This is a genomic window from Hazenella coriacea, assembly GCF_004341825.1.
Lineage (GTDB): Bacteria > Bacillota > Bacilli > Thermoactinomycetales > Thermoactinomycetaceae > Hazenella > Hazenella coriacea.
In genome coordinates this window covers 38529-54621 of record NZ_SMAG01000011.1, presented here as the reverse complement: position 1 = coordinate 54621, position 16093 = coordinate 38529, and the positions used below count along the sequence as shown (strand labels likewise).

At 39.2% G+C, this 16093-nt stretch carries 14 protein-coding genes; 1 reads left to right on the top strand and 13 read right to left on the bottom strand.

Annotated elements, in window-relative coordinates:
* Nucleotides 1–33: 33 nt before the first annotated feature.
* On the bottom strand, nucleotides 34–1143 hold the full coding sequence (gene recA, locus EDD58_RS13960) for a recombinase RecA (protein ID WP_131926609.1): 1110 nt from the start codon (nucleotides 1141–1143) through the stop codon (nucleotides 34–36).
* A 190-nt stretch (nucleotides 1144–1333) separates the two neighbouring features.
* Here recA and EDD58_RS13955 point away from each other — a divergent pair, with 190 nt between their 5' ends.
* On the top strand, nucleotides 1334–1618 hold the full coding sequence (locus EDD58_RS13955; protein ID WP_131926661.1) for a metal-sulfur cluster assembly factor: 285 nt from the start codon (nucleotides 1334–1336) through the stop codon (nucleotides 1616–1618).
* Nucleotides 1619–1687: 69 nt separating this feature from the next.
* Here EDD58_RS13955 and EDD58_RS13950 read toward each other — a convergent pair whose 3' ends face one another.
* From EDD58_RS13950 to yfmF, 12 genes are all read right to left on the bottom strand, one after another.
* Entirely contained in the window at nucleotides 1688–3277 is a 1590-nt protein-coding gene (locus tag EDD58_RS13950; RefSeq protein WP_131926607.1) for a DEAD/DEAH box helicase, read from the bottom strand.
* Complete coding sequence (locus EDD58_RS13945) at nucleotides 3274–4521, bottom strand: competence/damage-inducible protein A (protein WP_131926605.1); 1248 nt, start codon at nucleotides 4519–4521, stop codon at nucleotides 3274–3276. The genes EDD58_RS13950 and EDD58_RS13945 overlap by 4 nt, the downstream gene beginning before the upstream one ends.
* Before the next feature lie 33 nt (nucleotides 4522–4554).
* Nucleotides 4555–5136, bottom strand: coding sequence for a CDP-diacylglycerol--glycerol-3-phosphate 3-phosphatidyltransferase (gene pgsA / locus EDD58_RS13940; RefSeq protein WP_131926603.1), 582 nt, complete (start codon nucleotides 5134–5136; stop codon nucleotides 4555–4557).
* Between the two features lie 170 nt (nucleotides 5137–5306).
* Complete coding sequence (locus EDD58_RS13935) at nucleotides 5307–6164, bottom strand: RodZ domain-containing protein (protein WP_131926601.1); 858 nt, start codon at nucleotides 6162–6164, stop codon at nucleotides 5307–5309.
* A 112-nt stretch (nucleotides 6165–6276) separates the two neighbouring features.
* Nucleotides 6277–7740 (bottom strand): helix-turn-helix domain-containing protein, encoded by a 1464-nt coding sequence (locus EDD58_RS13930; protein WP_165875985.1) that lies wholly within the window; start codon nucleotides 7738–7740, stop codon nucleotides 6277–6279.
* Between the two features lie 327 nt (nucleotides 7741–8067).
* Nucleotides 8068–9411 carry a helix-turn-helix domain-containing protein gene (locus EDD58_RS13925; RefSeq protein WP_131926597.1) on the bottom strand — a complete coding sequence of 448 codons (1344 nt, stop codon included), beginning with the start codon at nucleotides 9409–9411 and terminating at the stop codon, nucleotides 8068–8070.
* 16 nt (nucleotides 9412–9427) lie between these two features.
* The gene (locus EDD58_RS13920; RefSeq protein WP_131926595.1) at nucleotides 9428–10561 is read right to left on the bottom strand and encodes a helix-turn-helix domain-containing protein; all 1134 of its coding nucleotides are present in this window, start codon (nucleotides 10559–10561) and stop codon (nucleotides 9428–9430) included.
* 32 nt (nucleotides 10562–10593) lie between these two features.
* Nucleotides 10594–11361: a DUF3388 domain-containing protein gene (locus tag EDD58_RS13915; RefSeq protein WP_131926593.1), complete on the bottom strand. Its 768-nt coding sequence runs from the start codon at nucleotides 11359–11361 to the stop codon at nucleotides 10594–10596.
* Nucleotides 11362–11967: 606 nt separating this feature from the next.
* On the bottom strand, nucleotides 11968–12216 hold the full coding sequence (locus EDD58_RS13910; RefSeq protein WP_131926591.1) for a DUF3243 domain-containing protein: 249 nt from the start codon (nucleotides 12214–12216) through the stop codon (nucleotides 11968–11970).
* A gap of 135 nt (nucleotides 12217–12351) precedes the next feature.
* Complete coding sequence (gene ymfI / locus EDD58_RS13905) at nucleotides 12352–13101, bottom strand: elongation factor P 5-aminopentanone reductase (RefSeq protein WP_165875984.1); 750 nt, start codon at nucleotides 13099–13101, stop codon at nucleotides 12352–12354.
* A 217-nt stretch (nucleotides 13102–13318) separates the two neighbouring features.
* A complete protein-coding gene (yfmH, locus tag EDD58_RS13900; protein WP_131926587.1) occupies nucleotides 13319–14614 on the bottom strand; it encodes an EF-P 5-aminopentanol modification-associated protein YfmH in 1296 nt (431 codons plus the stop codon).
* Complete coding sequence (yfmF, locus tag EDD58_RS13895; RefSeq protein WP_131926585.1) at nucleotides 14607–15899, bottom strand: EF-P 5-aminopentanol modification-associated protein YfmF; 1293 nt, start codon at nucleotides 15897–15899, stop codon at nucleotides 14607–14609. Before yfmF ends, yfmH begins: the two co-directional genes overlap by 8 nt.
* Between the last annotated feature and the right edge of the window lie 194 nt (nucleotides 15900–16093).

Sequence of the window (16093 nt, the reverse complement as noted above, 5' to 3'; positions counted from 1 at the left end):
TTCACCCACTTTCCTGAAAATCAGACGATCTTTCTACCCTTCTAGCGAAGCTTTTTCATCTTTTTCAGCTACTTTGTCTTTACTTTTTCGACCTTTCTTGGTCTCTGCTTTTTCTGTCGTGGCAGCTTGTTCTACCATAACATCTGCTGCTTGTATGAGAGGAAGCTCGTAGTGGTCACGAACTCGATTTTCGATAGTGAGATAAACATCTTTACGCTCTTTCAAAAATTGTTTAGCATTTTCTCGTCCCTGTCCTAGACGTTCACCTTCAAAAGAGTACCATGCTCCACTCTTGTTAACAATATCTAGTTCCGTTCCGATATCAAGAGCACTTCCTTCTTTCGAAATCCCCTCACCAAACATGATATCTACCTCTGCTTGCTTAAATGGAGGTGCAACTTTATTTTTGACCACTTTAATCCGAGTACGGTTTCCGACCATATCATTTCCTTGCTTGATCGTTTCAGCACGACGTACTTCTAAACGAACACTGGAGTAAAACTTAAGCGCACGTCCACCAGGAGTGGTCTCTGGATTTCCAAACATCACTCCGACTTTTTCCCGAATCTGGTTGATAAAAATAGCGATTGTTTTTGATTTATTGATCGCTCCAGATAATTTACGTAGGGCTTGTGACATCAGACGTGCCTGTAAGCCAACGTGAGAGTCGCCCATCTCCCCTTCAATCTCCGCTTTCGGTACAAGAGCTGCTACAGAGTCGATGACAATCACATCAACCGCACCACTACGAACCAATGCTTCTGCGATCTCCAAAGCTTGTTCACCTGTATCAGGTTGGGACAATAATAGCTCAGAGATGTCTACACCTAATTTTTGAGCATAAATTGGATCTAGTGCATGCTCCGCATCAATAAAGGCTGCTTGACCACCTAATTTTTGTACTTCTGCAATCGAATGCAGGGCAACCGTCGTTTTACCTGAAGACTCAGGACCATATACTTCGATAATCCGTCCGCGAGGGAATCCACCAATCCCCAGAGCAATATCTAAGGCTAGCGCACCGCTAGAAACGGTTTCAACTTGGGTAGCTACCTCTTCCCCCATCTTCATGATCGAACCTTTACCAAACTGCTTCTCTATTTGTCTAAGTGCCATTTCTAACGCCTGACGACGATCTGACATGCACTTTCCTCCTTTTTTCTCCCATAAAATCAACTATCCACATCATACATTGTTTTTGAATATCTGCCAAGATCATTTACGAACATTTATTCGACTTTTTGTGTATAGGTGTGAGTCATCTAGGTTTGTGGTACATTACAAAAGAGAGGAGGGTGGAAAAGTGGATAAAGAAATAATTAAAGAACAGATCATGGAACAACTAGAAGAAGTCAATGATCCTGAGTTAAACATTGATGTAGTCAATCTTGGTTTGATTTATGACGTTGACCTTGACGATGAAGGAAATGTAGACATCACCATGACCCTTACGGCTATGGGTTGCCCACTCGCTGGCATGATCAATGGACTGGTTGAAGATGCTGTACGAAAAGTGGAAGGTGTCAATCAAGTTCATGTCAACATTGTGTGGGATCCACCTTGGGACAAAAGTCGAATGTCCCGTTATGCAAAAATTGCGCTAGGTATTGCCGATTAATTGATGATCACACACCAAATCCTTAACAAAATAAAAAGCACCCAATGATCAAGGGTGCTTTTTATACTTTTATTCTGAACGTTGATTACGGGGACGTGCTGGTTCCATGTTGACCCGTGTTCCATTAATTTTTGATTGACGAAGCGCCTCGTATACAAAAGGTGCTACATCCTCAGGGACTTCTACGAAAGAGAAACGATCATAGATATTAATTCTACCTACTTGCCGCAAAGAGATGCCTGTGTTTTCAGCGATTGCTTTTGACAACTCTTGTGGACGTAGATTCGCATTACGTCCAACATTGATAAAGAATCGAACCATTCCTGGTGAGGCACCTGTTTCTCCAAAGTTATAAGTTGAATCTGCATTACGGGAAAAGCGTTCGGAAAAAGCTAGATGAAGTGCGGCTGCTGCCACTTTTTCCGAAGAAAATTTTCCACTTAATTCTTCAATCATCTCTTCAAAAAGTGATAAATCAGCATCTGATTGAATTGTTTCTTCAATTTGACTCATCCAAGATTGCTGTTGTTTGGCAGCCACTTCTTCCAATGTTGGTAATTCTTTTGCTCTGAGTCGTGAACCAGTTTCTTCTTCAATGGTACGAAGTTGTTTCATTTCTCGTGGGGTGACGAGTGTTAAAGCGACTCCTTTTCGTCCCGCACGACCTGTACGACCAATTCGGTGGACATAGCTTTCAACATCTTGTGGGATATCATAGTTGATTACATGTGAAACACTGCCAACATCAATCCCGCGTGCAGCAACATCCGTAGCCACAAGGAGTTCAATATCTCCATTACGGAAAGAGTTCATCACCCGGTCTCGCTGTTGCTGTGCTAGATCACCATGAAGTCCACCTGCTAAATAACCACGTGCCTGTAGTGAATCAGTTAACTCATCTACACCCTTTTTAGTACGACAGAACACAATCGCCAAGTCTACTTCTTCGCTATCTAAAATGCGACATAGAGCTTCAACTTTAAAGTTCTCTAACACACGATAACAATATTGCTTAATCACCGGAACCGTCACCTCACCACGATTAACAGTGATATATTTGGGTTTACGCATGTATTTTTGAGCCAATTGACGAATCGCTGGTGGCATTGTTGCAGAAAAAAGTAACAATTGACGTTGATCTGGCAAAAATTTCATCACAGACTCGATATCTTCGATGAATCCCATATCCAACATTTCATCTGCTTCATCTAAAACAATCATTTCCACATGATTTGCTTTCAATGTTCCTCTGCGTAAATGATCCAAAAGACGTCCTGGTGTACCAATAACTACATGAACACCTTGTTGTAAAGCTTTAATTTGACGTCCAATCGCTTGCCCACCATAGATCGGTAAAGTTTTTACTCGCTTGGGACGACCAATACGTCTTAACTCCTCAGAAACCTGGATCGCTAGCTCCCTTGTTGGAGCCAAAATAATACTCTGAACGTGACTGTCAGTCGGATCAATTCTTTCCAATACAGGAATTCCAAATGCGGCTGTTTTTCCTGTCCCAGTCTGAGCTTGACCGATTACATCTTCTCCACGGAGAACTGCAGGAATACATTCGATTTGAATAGGAGACGGCTCTTCAAATCCTAAATCTTGAATCCCTTTAAGGATTTCAGGGCTTATTTGAAACTTGTCAAAACGATTCATGTTGTAGTTTCACCTTTCTTTAAGCATTGCTGAAGAATAAATAAGGCATACTTGGCTGCAAGTAACTGAATCCGTCTACGTGAACCCTTAAATTGAAATTGATAAACACGAGACGGTTGTCCCTTTTCAGCCAATCCAATATACACTAGACCTACCGGTTTTCCTTCAGAAGGATCAGGTCCGGCAACACCTGTTATACTCAAAGATAAATCAGTCTGAAATTGCTTGAGGGTTTGCGTCGCTAAAGATTCCGCAGTCCAAGAGCTCACTGCACCATGTTGCTGGAGAACATCCAAAGGTACTTGAGCGATTTGGTTTTTAACTTCATTGGTATAAGAGACGATTCCACCCTTAAAAACTTCACTACTTCCAGGAACCGACGTAACCATATGAGCTAACAACCCACCTGTACAACTTTCAACCACAGAAAGCGTTCGTTGCTGCTGTTTGAGAAAAGAAATTACGACTTCTTCCAAGGATTCCTCTTTTTCACTAAAACAGTACTCACCTACTCGTTCCATAATCGCAGAAAGAGTCGGTTGAACCATCGCATGTGCGGTTGTTTTATCCTTCGCTTTTGCTGTAATACGTAATGTAACACCTGCTTCTTTGGCATATGGAGCAATCGTTGGATTGGTCTGATTCTCTATGATGTCATTTAAACGTTCCTCAAGTAAAGATTCCCCAATTCCAAAAAAGGACAAGGTATGTGAATCAATGACTTGCTTTTCGGGTAACAACTGAAGCAGAAACGGTCGAATACTTGTCTCAAACATTGGTACTAATTCGTTGGGAGGACCCGGCAGACAAATATATGTAACTCCCTTACTCTTCACTGATAAGCCAGGAGCTGTTCCGTTTTGATTAGTGAAAACAACACCATCAGGAAATACATAAGTTTGTTTAAAATTATTCGTAGCGATCGTTCGCCCCACAAATAATTTTTCTAAATGAGTTACAGTCTCTGGATCTTGTATCAAACGAACATCAAGATACTCAGCCAAAGTTTCTTTCGTCAAATCATCCATGGTTGGACCCAAACCGCCACATAAAAAAATTAACTCTGATCGTGAACTAGCTAGTTGAATCACTTCTAATAACCGTTGACGATTATCCCCTACGGATGTATGGTAATAGACTCCAATTCCCAAAGGGGAACATTCTTGGGACAGATATTGTGAGTGACGATCTAGTGTCTGACCTAGCAATAATTCGGTACCAACCGTTATGATCTCCGCACGCATAAAACATTTCCTTCCCAACATAAAATGGTTGAACTATTCTCTGGTAACGCTAACCAGCTTTCTATTTTTATAAAAATAATCCAGACCTGAGACAATCGTAATAATGACAGCTAACCATTTAGCAATATCTGCAAACGGAAATGCTAGTGCTGAAAAAGGAAAATTATTTAACATCAATGAGATAATCGCAACGATTTGGATGATCGTCTTCAATTTCCCCATTGCACTGGCTGAAATAATTACTCCCTCAGCTGCAGCGATTAAACGTAATCCTGTCACAGCAAACTCACGGCTGATAATCGCAATAGCGATCCATGCCTCTAATCTTTGCATTTCCACCAACGATATTAAAGCAGCGGTAATTAATAACTTATCTGCCAGAGGATCTAAAAACTTACCAAGATTTGTGACTATTTTATTTTTACGAGCAATATAACCATCTAATCCATCTGAAGCCGCAGCCAAAACAAAGACGGTTGTTGCAATGATTTCACTAATGGTTAATTTGGTATCTCCAACATGAATATAACCAATCTCAAAGCGAACCAATAAGAAGATCATCACAACTGGAACCAAAAAAATTCTAGCCAGCGTGATTTTATTGGCCAGGTTCACCTTACCAACCTCCCTGGCAACTCTCCAAACCACGGATATCGTAAAGAATGGAAGGTAAATTGTTTTTGTGCCACGTTTCTTCCTCCGGTTGATAACACCTAGTAATAATTCTTTCGTAAGTATAAACCAAGCAGAACAATCGTGTCAAAAAGAGAGAGCAGAGAGGATGATCACCTCTCTGCTCCATCAACTACTTTTAGCTGATATACTTGGATCTCTTTTTGTTCTGAGGTATCAATCGTCACACCGTTTACTGAAAGTAAAACATGGCTAGGATGATTCACTCTTAATGAGATCCACTGATCATGAGTAAACGTCTCAACCTGATTCGATTGTAACTCTTTTTCAAAAATAATTTTCCCCTGAGGTCCACTTTCTCGAACTCGAATCTCAGTTGGTTTAACTGCTGTAACTTTCACTTGAACTTGGTCAGATTGTGAAATCCCATAAACATCCCCATAATCATATGTTTCAGATGGCTGAATCAGCTTAACCTCGGCACGAGTTGATTTCGATTGCTCAGAGGTCACTTTTGCATCTGAAGGTGAGGAAGTAGTAGAAGGATTGACTGAGTGAACAACTGTTTGATTATCATCAGAAAGCCACCAAATCAGTAATGGAATCGCTAAAATAATGAGTCCGATCAATGACCAAATCGGCCAACCAATCGAAGATAACTTTTTACCCATCCACTTTTTCTTTGATGAAGAACTTCGCTTTGACTGGTGTAATTCAGCACGCTCTTTACGACTTAATGGTGGTGTTGAATTCTCATTGTCAATAACTACTGCTTCTTTGGGCATCGAATCCTTGTACGCTTGAAGTAAAGGATTTGGATCTACTTCTAGAAACCGCGCATAAGTTCGAATATAACCTTTTGCATAAAGAGAAGGTAAAGTAGAAAACTCCTCATTTTCAATCGCTTCTAAATAAATGGAATCAATATTTAATTCTTCGGATATTTCCTCAATAGATATACTGTCTTTTAACCGAGCTTCTCGTAATGAATTTTTTTGTAAACCGGTCATATTTACCCGATTACCTCCTGTTAGTTCATTCCACGGTTAACTTCATCAGTATATCGCAGAGTATAGAACACGTCAAAATAAGCAAGCCCCTTAAAGAAGCGAGGCTTGCTAATTATTTCGTATATTGTACATTCACAAGTTTAGATGAGCCAATCTCTCTGCCATTCACTTTAATAGAAATATTTTTAGGTTCACCTATTTTAATCCATAAATCTTTGTTTTGATCGAAATCATATTCATAATCCCAAACGAACCCTCTGGTTACCGTTTTATCTTCCATAAGGTTTGATTCTATTTGTATTCCTGTATTGGCAATCGCTACTCTTGACTCTCCACCTGAACCTACAAAAGTAAGCTTTACTTTACCTTTAACCCCAGATAACTGATAGGTATTTTGCTCAGCAGATTCGGAGACAGTAGCGATGGTGGTCTGATCCATCACTTCAGAAGGAACTTGATTCTTATTGTTAGAGGTGACTTTTTTATCATTAGCAGAAGACGTGTCTGTTTGATCATCTCCGAAAAACTGTGTTGCCCCCCAAACCAAACCACCACATACTAAAATACCAGCAGCAATGCTAGATACCATTTTAACTGGAAAATCCTGTGTTGCTTTCTTGCTTTTTCTATTATTTTTAACGGCACTTCGACTTAGTTGGTCAAAACGCAAAGCAACTTGAGATTCCGGCTGATCCTCAATTTCTTGAATACTTCCAGAAGCCACTGGTGGCATGGAAGATTGAGTCAATTCTTTTTTCGAACGCGATGAGCGGGATGATCGGGTTGGAATTTCGTCTGCGGGAATTGCAGATTTTTGGGAACGTTGGGTTCCTGTTTGGTTTTTATCCCACACCCGACCCATCGATGGGTCCGTTGTACGCATGGATGGATTGGAATCTTTTAAATTTCGTGTTCCACTAAGTGGTGTTGTATCAGCAGAACGTGTCCGATTCACAGTCGATTCATCCGCATAACGTTTAATTGGATTTGTACTTTTGCTAACCACCGCTCGACTTTGACTTGGAACAGACTCCGATTCAGCTATAGGTAACCCAGGAGTTGATCTTGTCCCGCCGCTTGTTCGTTGATACCCTAAATCTCGTCGTGCTGAATCGCTTGATTTACGTGTCAGCTCTTGATTTTTAGCAATCGTTAAAGCGGTATGTGCACTAGTCCGATGTTTAGCATGATTCGCTCCAGATTGAAACTGGGACCCGATCGTAGGCATCGACATGGTTTGACCTGTTAGGTGAGGTAGTTGTAATGTTTGCTGAGATGTGAAGCTATTGTTTAGCATATCTTCAGTAACAACTTTATGTACACCCGTTAAGCCACGCTCACGCTGTTCTTCTTTACGATACTGCCTCAGGATATGATGAGGCTCGACTTTCACACAATTCGCATAAGAACGAAGGTATGTCCTTACATAAAAAGGACTTGGTAGTTTATTAAATTCGCCATTCTCGATTGCGACTAAGAAAGATTTTTGAATCCTGGTCTTTTCCTGTAACTGATCGAGGGACAGTCCAATCGACTCTCGGGCTTGTCGAAGAAACGAACCGATTTCGACAGACACCCCAGCCACCTCCTAAGGGTTGTGTGAACGTCCGCAATCCACAGAATTTACAGCGGAAATCTAGTTCTTTCAACCTTGTACAAATTGTTAGTTCAATAAACAATAAATTTTTTAATTTGAGAGTGTAGATGATTGGTGTAGATTGCGAAGTATGTTAGATACTTCCAATTAGCAAATCCACAAATAATAAAAATAGTAGATGAAACGCAAGATCTTCCTTTATCTCCATTTAAGAAAAAAATTCTTACGATCACTACCAATTTAAATTTGATACAAGCATACCACGCTATGTTTTATGTGTCAAAAAAAGCTCTCAAGTTGGAGAGCTCAGTTTACTAGATTAATATGAAAACTTTTTTCTTTCTTATAGCCGTTCGTAGGTAACTGTTTTCCGTTGAGTGTAACTGTTGTATCAACCGGATGGCTTAATGTTATCCAAATTGTTTTATTTAACGATTTTGTAAACATTTTTCCGGGCTCCAGTCGCATGGAGACAATAGGTTCACCGACTTCCTGATCACGAATCTCTAACTGGCTTTCTTTTCCCACTGCCACATCTACCTTTAAGTCAATTTGTTGAACATTTGAAAGCTCCCACCGATCCACTCCATTTGGGGCAGTAGAAATTAAAGTCAATATAGGTTCCTGTTTAGTGGAAGATCCACCTTTTGAGTCCGGTTCTTTAGATTCTATTGGAGTCTTCGAAGAAGCACTTGAACCTTCTGGTTCGCTATACATAGTCCAAAGGAAGACAATTACTGCAATAGCTAAACCAATCGCTCCAACAATTAACAACCAATTGTATAGTTTTCCCCAAGAGAAACCTGATTTTTTATTATGATCTTCTTCAGTTACTGCCCGCATCCGTTGAGTACGACTTGGAGTAGATGTGCTTCTACTTGGAAGAGGAGTCATTTCAATTTCTCTGTGCTTTGTCTTAGGTTCAATTCCTAATTCTTCAGGATCAGGTACATCTTTAGGCATAGTAGGTCTTCTTCTTTGTGAGTAAGGTGTAGATGAAACAATTTCTGCTTCTAGAACAGTCGACGATTCTTCATTAATGTTAGATCTTGCTGAGGGTTGTGCTGGATAAGTATTTGGTTCAGGTTGAACAATCGTACTATTGGAAGGATTTACCCTTCTTGATCTAGCAGCCATCGTTTGACTTAAATCCCTTTGTTGCCACTGCTCTTGATAAGCTGTTGGATGCGTATGATATTCCCCACGATTCTGTGAAGACTCATAAATCTCTCGATTTTGATATCGACTTTGACTTTGGACTGCTTCACTTCCAGAGTAGCCATATGAAGACTCGCGTCTGGATGAGGATTCTTCCATGGATGAGCGATTTCGGGTAGGAGCAATCGCCGGCCGATCTCGTCTAAGCTCTTGACGAACCGTTGGGTAGGCACTTGTAGTTCCCCTCGATGTAGAGGCATTCGATGAAGGGTTATAGTGCCTAAGAAGAAGCTGAGGATTTTCTCCAACTCTATTTGCATAACTTCGCACATAGGATCGAACATAAATCGGACTTGGCAAGAGATCGAACTGGCCATTTTCGATAGCGAGTAAATATTTCTGAGGTATTCTTGTTTGCGCCGCTATATCTTCGATTGTAAGTCTGTGCATTTCACGTGCTTGTTTTAGGCGTTTTCCAATATCTACTGACAAAAGAACACCCCCTAAACTATTTTTTGTTCTTTACTTGAATGCGATAACTTTTGTCTGTATCCTGCGCCATAGTATTAATCAGTTGTCCGTTTACAATCACTTCTACATTGGAGGGAATCGTGATGCGAAACCAAATCTGATTTTTACCAGCTGTATCGATTTTAAGGGATTGTCCTACACGCAGAGTCTTTTGTTCTCTACTTGAGCTATTTGGACCATATTGAACAACAGATTCCCCATTCTTTCCTTTTAAAACTACATCTAATTGATCTACATTATTAATGTAATACAACTGACCTTCCAATTCACTACTGGATGTCTCTCCCTCCTCTAAAAAAGGAAGTTGTTGCTCTCCTGCATTTAAAGAAAGGTTAGGTGCTATTGAATCTGGATTCTGATTTGAACTTGAATCTTTTTTATTTACCTGATTAGTTTGAAGAAAGTCCGAATTGTATATCGCCGTCCCTCCCCCTACTAATAATAAAGCACCTATGGCAATAGTAATAGCAAGTTTAGGCACTTTTTTATTTTTATTTTCTTTATTAGTCGTTCCTTGTTTAGCTTCTAAAGCAACTCTACGTGGCGAGAGAGCTTTCTTGCTGGGATCATTAGGCTGAGAATTAACTGGACTCTTTTTGATTGATTTAGATGGTGTAGACTCTAGTGCGTGAACACGCTTCTGTGCAGGTGTTTGACTCTTAGCTACATCTGTTGGATCAGATGAATGAACCCGATCAGAATCTAGTAGAGAGCCTGTTGTCAAGGGTGAATGCTGGGAGTTAGTCCCCTTTGAACTAATCCCTTCTAACCGATCTGGTGGTGGAAGTAAAGTTGGACGCATCCTTGTCGGAGTTCCTTCTTGCCCAATATTTCCAGGCAAACGTCCAGAACTATGTATTGGAGGTGAAGGAAGTTTAGGTTGAGCCACTTGTTCATATAACTCAAGTAAGGGCTTTACCTCTAATTCTAAGCTTTTTGCATAGGTACGTAAAAAGGCTCGAGCGTAAAATGGACTAGGTAATATATCAAATTGATCATTTTCTAGTGCCTGTAAATATTCAGTGTGAATATTAGTAACCCTGTTCATATCCTCTAAAGAGTAGCCTAACTTCTCTCTAGCCTGTCTCAAATATTGACCGATTTCTGCCATTTCCTAACCTCCTTCAGGATGCATAATTATAGTTAAAGTGTATTAAAACCAGGCTCAATTACATCATACGTAATCTTTTCGTCTGGATGATTTCGAAGTTCAATGATGTAGTGAAAGTCATCTAAAGAAAATTCAGTCTCTCGGATAAAAACATCAGGATGTTCAATCACTTTTGTTGCATTCATTCGAATAATTTCTCTGACAAGAGTATCGTGTCGTTCGGTTGACCGAAGTGTAGAAAGAATTCCATCAATGATATAGACATGATTACTTTCAGACATCTCGTTATGAGCTAGTTGACTTCTCACTGTTTGCTTCAACAGAGTGGACGAAACAAAAGTCCATCGTTTATTTGCGCAAACACTGGAAGCAACAACAGATTCAGTTTTACCAACCCGAGGCATTCCTCTTACCCCAATTAACTGATGTCCACTTTTTTTAAATAACTCTGCCATAAAATCGACAAGTAGACCTAATTCATCCCTAGTAAATCGATAAGTTCGCTTATCTTCCAAACAACGGTCTAAATATCTTCCATGGCGCACGGCCATTCGATCCATTAATTTTGGGGGCCGTAATGCAGTGATCGTGATATTATCAACACGAAGTAATATTTGCCGCAAAACTTCAATTTTTTCTTGCTCAGCTGTCCGTAACAACATTCCACGCCGATGGTCTTGTACCCCATTAATTGTCAAGATATTTATGGATAGCATTCCCAATAATGAGGCAATGTCCCCTAATAGACCTGGTCGATTATTATGAATCTGATACTCTAAATACCATTCTTGGCTATCCATTTCCTCAACCTACCTTTTTATGGATAAACTAAGCACTTTCCATTATTATCAAATATTTGTATTTGATAATAATATGGTTCTTAGTATAGCATATGATAAAAGTCTTGCGAACACTTTTAACAAAGAATAAACGCTTCATATCAATGGTTTATACAACAGATCTACTGTCTATAACACCCTCACTTTAGAATATCTAGTGGGTATTTGAATCCCAAAAATTATTTTATACATCAAGATATTATTATATAAGTATAAGATTAGCAAAATTTCTAGTTATATTAATGAGTGTATAAAAATGGATGATTCTATGTGAAACTCTGATTCCTCGACTTCCTTATTTGATCTAAATATCTTGATTTCTGTTACATAATAGCTTCCCATAATGTTTGGAGCACTGTTCTATATATATGTGACTGACTTAAACCTATTATATAATAGAATATTCCTCAAAATTAACATTGTAATGTTTTTTTGTATGATTTTTGAATCCTTTTTTATATTATTAGCTATCACTCCCTATTTTCCTTTATACCCGTTTTTTACCCCATTAAATATGAAGTGAAAAGCACCCATGTTTTTGGGTGCTTTTTAGATGTAATCATTTCATTATTGTTTTTCTACCAGTTTTACCATAAGACCAGCCATCGTCTGTTGTTCATTTTGATCAGCAACATCCCAAAGATCTTTAAGTAAACGCTCTTGTACATTTTGAGGATCAATATCTTTAGCTAGATAATCTCCTAGTTGAAAGGCGAGGTCGTTGATGCTTTGACGATCCATACCTAAACTTTCAGCTTGCTGGAGTCGATGAGCTAAAAATTCTTTCCACTCTTGAAAGTTATCTAAAACAGACATCTATATTTCCTCCTTTGACCTGAATACGTCTAGGAGTAATATGGGTCTGAACTGAAATTCTTATACTCTTTTTTATGTTCCAATTGATTCCATCTTCATTACACACTTGAATTAGCATGACTTTATTATCAAAATTTACGTATACCATCCACCATTGACTCGTAACACCTGACCCGTTACATAACTCGCCGCTGGTGTAGCTAAATATGCTACCATCGCAGCAACCTCCTCAGGTTTACCCAATCGACCAGATGGAATTTCTTCTGCAAGAGTTTCCTGATCCTCAAGTGGCAGTTGATGATCCAATAGTGCGGTACGAATTGCACCAGGAGTAACCGCATTCACAGTGATTTGAGAGGGTGCTAACTCTTTCGCCAAAGCCTTCACTAATCCTAACTGTGCCGCTTTGGCTGTGGAATAAAGCGTTTCTCCTGCCCCTCCCGTTTCTCCCCAAATAGAAGAGATTAGAATAATTCTTCCTTCTTTTTCTCGAATCATTGGCGGAAGTACACTTTGTATCATCCAAATGGCTCCACGAACATGTACATCCATTATCTGATCATAATCTTCATCCGATATGTCTTGAATCAAACCCACATGGGTTTGTCCCCCTGCATGAATGAGATGGGTAGGAGCGCCAATCTCTTGGCAAATAAACTGATACGCCTGTTGAATCGATTTCCGATGACGTACATCTACTTGAACTGGTTGAGACCTTACTCCCCATTTTTTACATTTTTCAGCTACTTGTTCTGCTAATTCTTGATTCGCAAAGTAACCTACTGCTACATTAATCCCCAAACGAGCCAAAGACTGTGCAATAGCAGCGCCAATCCCTCCACTCGCTCCAACAACCCACGCAATTGATGGCTTTGGTGACTGCATCATTCATTCCCCCTTTACTTCTCCTCATATCTCCAACAGAGAAAAAAATACATAAAACTAATCATAAGCTCAGAGCTAAAAAGAAAACAAAATTAGTTTATACCCATTCAATTTATTGGACAAGAAAGTTAGATTCTTTCTCGCAATTTTTCAAGGTTAATCTGACCTCTAGATATAAAAAAGCACCCTCGGAAGGGCACTTTTGAAGTGATTCATTTTAAGACTGTAAAGGTCGAACAAGAGACACAGCAAAACGATTCCATTGGATATGTTCGATCATTCGTTGATTTACATCTTCAAGCGTAATCTCTTCCAGTAGCGGAATGATCCGAAATAAATCAGAGTCATTAAACCGATAACTAGTAAATTGGTTCGCAATCGATTCTGAAGAATTGAGAGATCGTAAAGATTGACCAATTTTCTTCCTCCGAATCCGCTCAAACTCATCTTCTGAGATCCCTTTTTCGACAAAAGCGGGAATCTCTTTTTGAATTCGCTCGAGAAAACGATCTGGATCCGATGAGTCTCCTCCCATCATCGAAAAGCCATAACCTTGTTCCAATGAATAATCAAACCCAAAGTTATCATCGATGAGTCCATCATCGTATAACGACTGGTACAGCTCTGATCCAGAACCAATCATCACATCCAAGAGTATAGAAGTAGTGAGTTCCTGTTTCAATAACTCTTCTCCAGTTTTTCCAACAGCCTCCCTACCCTCCTTAAATCCACACATTACTTTTGAAACACCCACACTTAAACGCATTTCATTCACTTTTTGCGCAACTTCATCTGGTTCTTTCTCAAAAAAGCGTTGGATTTCTGCTTGTGGTTTAAAAGGCTTTTGAGCTTGATTTTCCTTAATCAAAGTTATCATCTGTTGAGGATCAATAGGACCAACCATAAAAAGTAACATATTACTGGGATGATAAAAAGTTTCGTAACAGGTATAGAGTGTTTCCTTCGTAATTTTAGCGATCGATTCTACAGTCCCCGCAATATCAATTTTAACTGGATGTTCTTGATACATGGCTTCAATCAAGCCGAAATAGGATCGCCAATCAGGATTATCATCATACATGCGAATTTCTTGCCCGATAATCCCTTTTTCCTTCTCTACATTTTGATCTGTGAAATAGGGGCTCTGCACATAATTAAGCAAAATATTAATATTTTGTTCTACATTTTCTGTACAGGAGAATAGATAAGCGGTACGCGTAAAACTTGTAAAAGCATTAGCGGAAGCTCCTTGTCGAGAAAATTGTTGAAACACATCTTCGCCAGACTCTTGTTCAAACATTTTGTGTTCCAGAAAATGAGCAATTCCGTCAGGTACAGAGATTTTTTCTTTTCCTGGCACTTGGAATGTGTTGTCAATCGAGCCGTACTTTGTCGTAAACGTAGCATATGTTTTACTAAATCCGGATCGAGGTAACAAGTAAACTTCAAGACCATTATCTAATTTCTCATGGTAAAGGGTTTCTTGAACCTGTTTTAATTCGATTTTATGCATGTGAAGTCCCCCCTTGATCCCGAAGGAAGTAAATCGTATCTAATTCAACTTTTTGAGCAACTCGCTGAATATCTTGTTTACTCACACTAGAAATCTCTTCTAAAAGTTGCTCAAGTGGGCGATCTTTTCCACTCAAAACATGGTGATAGTGATAATTGATTAACTCGTATGAACGATCTTGTACTTCTCTATACTGGTTAGATACAGTCGCTTTTGTTTGTGCGACTTCTTTGTCGTTGATTTCACCTTGTCTCATCGCTTCCAATTGCTGTTGAATAATCTCGACAGCTTGTTTATAATTAGCAATCTCAATCCCCGATTGAATATTGAGTAATCCTTTATGACTTTCTATACGTGAAGAACAATAATAAGCTAAGCTCGCTTTTTCTCGAACATTCATAAATAGTTTGGAATGTGGGAAACCACCTAACACACCGTTATACATGAGTAATGCAGGATAGTCCTCATCTTGAATCGAGATCTGAGTTCGGCATCCTAAGTTTAACTTACCTTGTTTGACATCAAGTTGGTCTTCAACTACTTTTACTTTTTGTACAGGATGTTGAACGGTAGCGACAGAGATCTTTTTTCGCTCCCCTGATAAATCTAACACGAGATGCTGTTGTAAAAGCTGAACCACTTCATCTGTAGTTACATTCCCTACACAATAGAAGTCGATGGGACACGTTCTTATCACATCTTGGTAGTATGTATATAAATTTTCTCCATCGATGACTGGTATATCTTCCAATTGTCCATGGTTGAAAATGGCGTAAGGTTCTCCTTGACACATTTCTTCCGTCATCCGTTGTGCTGCATAACGGATTTTGTCATCCTGTAAGCTTTCAATCCGTTGTTTTAATACTTTCTTCTCAGATTCTACATAAGAACTTTTAAAGCCCCGATTTTCAGTAACCGGTTTAGATAATACTTCACTGAAAAATCGAATCGCTTCAGCTAACAGTGATTTGGTTTCTTTCAAATACTGCTCATTCGCTACTTCCATACCAAGCTGAATAATGTGTCTTTCACCCCGTTTAAATAAATCCCCATAAAAAATGGTGCCATAAAGATGGTCTAAATATCTTTTAAAGTCAATGGTTGTTGGATAAGAGATCGTTCCTCGTTGTAAAATTTGCGGAAGTAATGCCGTTCGAGTCACTAAATCTTTTTTTAACTCTTGTTGTATATTAGCAACCAATGTTGTAGTCTTAAATTTTTCACTTGCACAAACATGAACTCGAATATTCCCAATCGAAACTGTATCAAATTGAGCGTAAGTCAAGATAAAACCTCTCCTTTAAATATGCCATTAAGAGTCTAATCACTAATAGTTTATTCCCTACAGATTAGAAAAGAGAACCATCTAAAAATATGTACTACTGATTCATAGTATAACCTAAAATTGACAAAAAAAGCGTGAGTCTAATTTTTAATACCCAAACTTTAAAGGGCCCTGCTTCTCTAATCTAGAGAAAC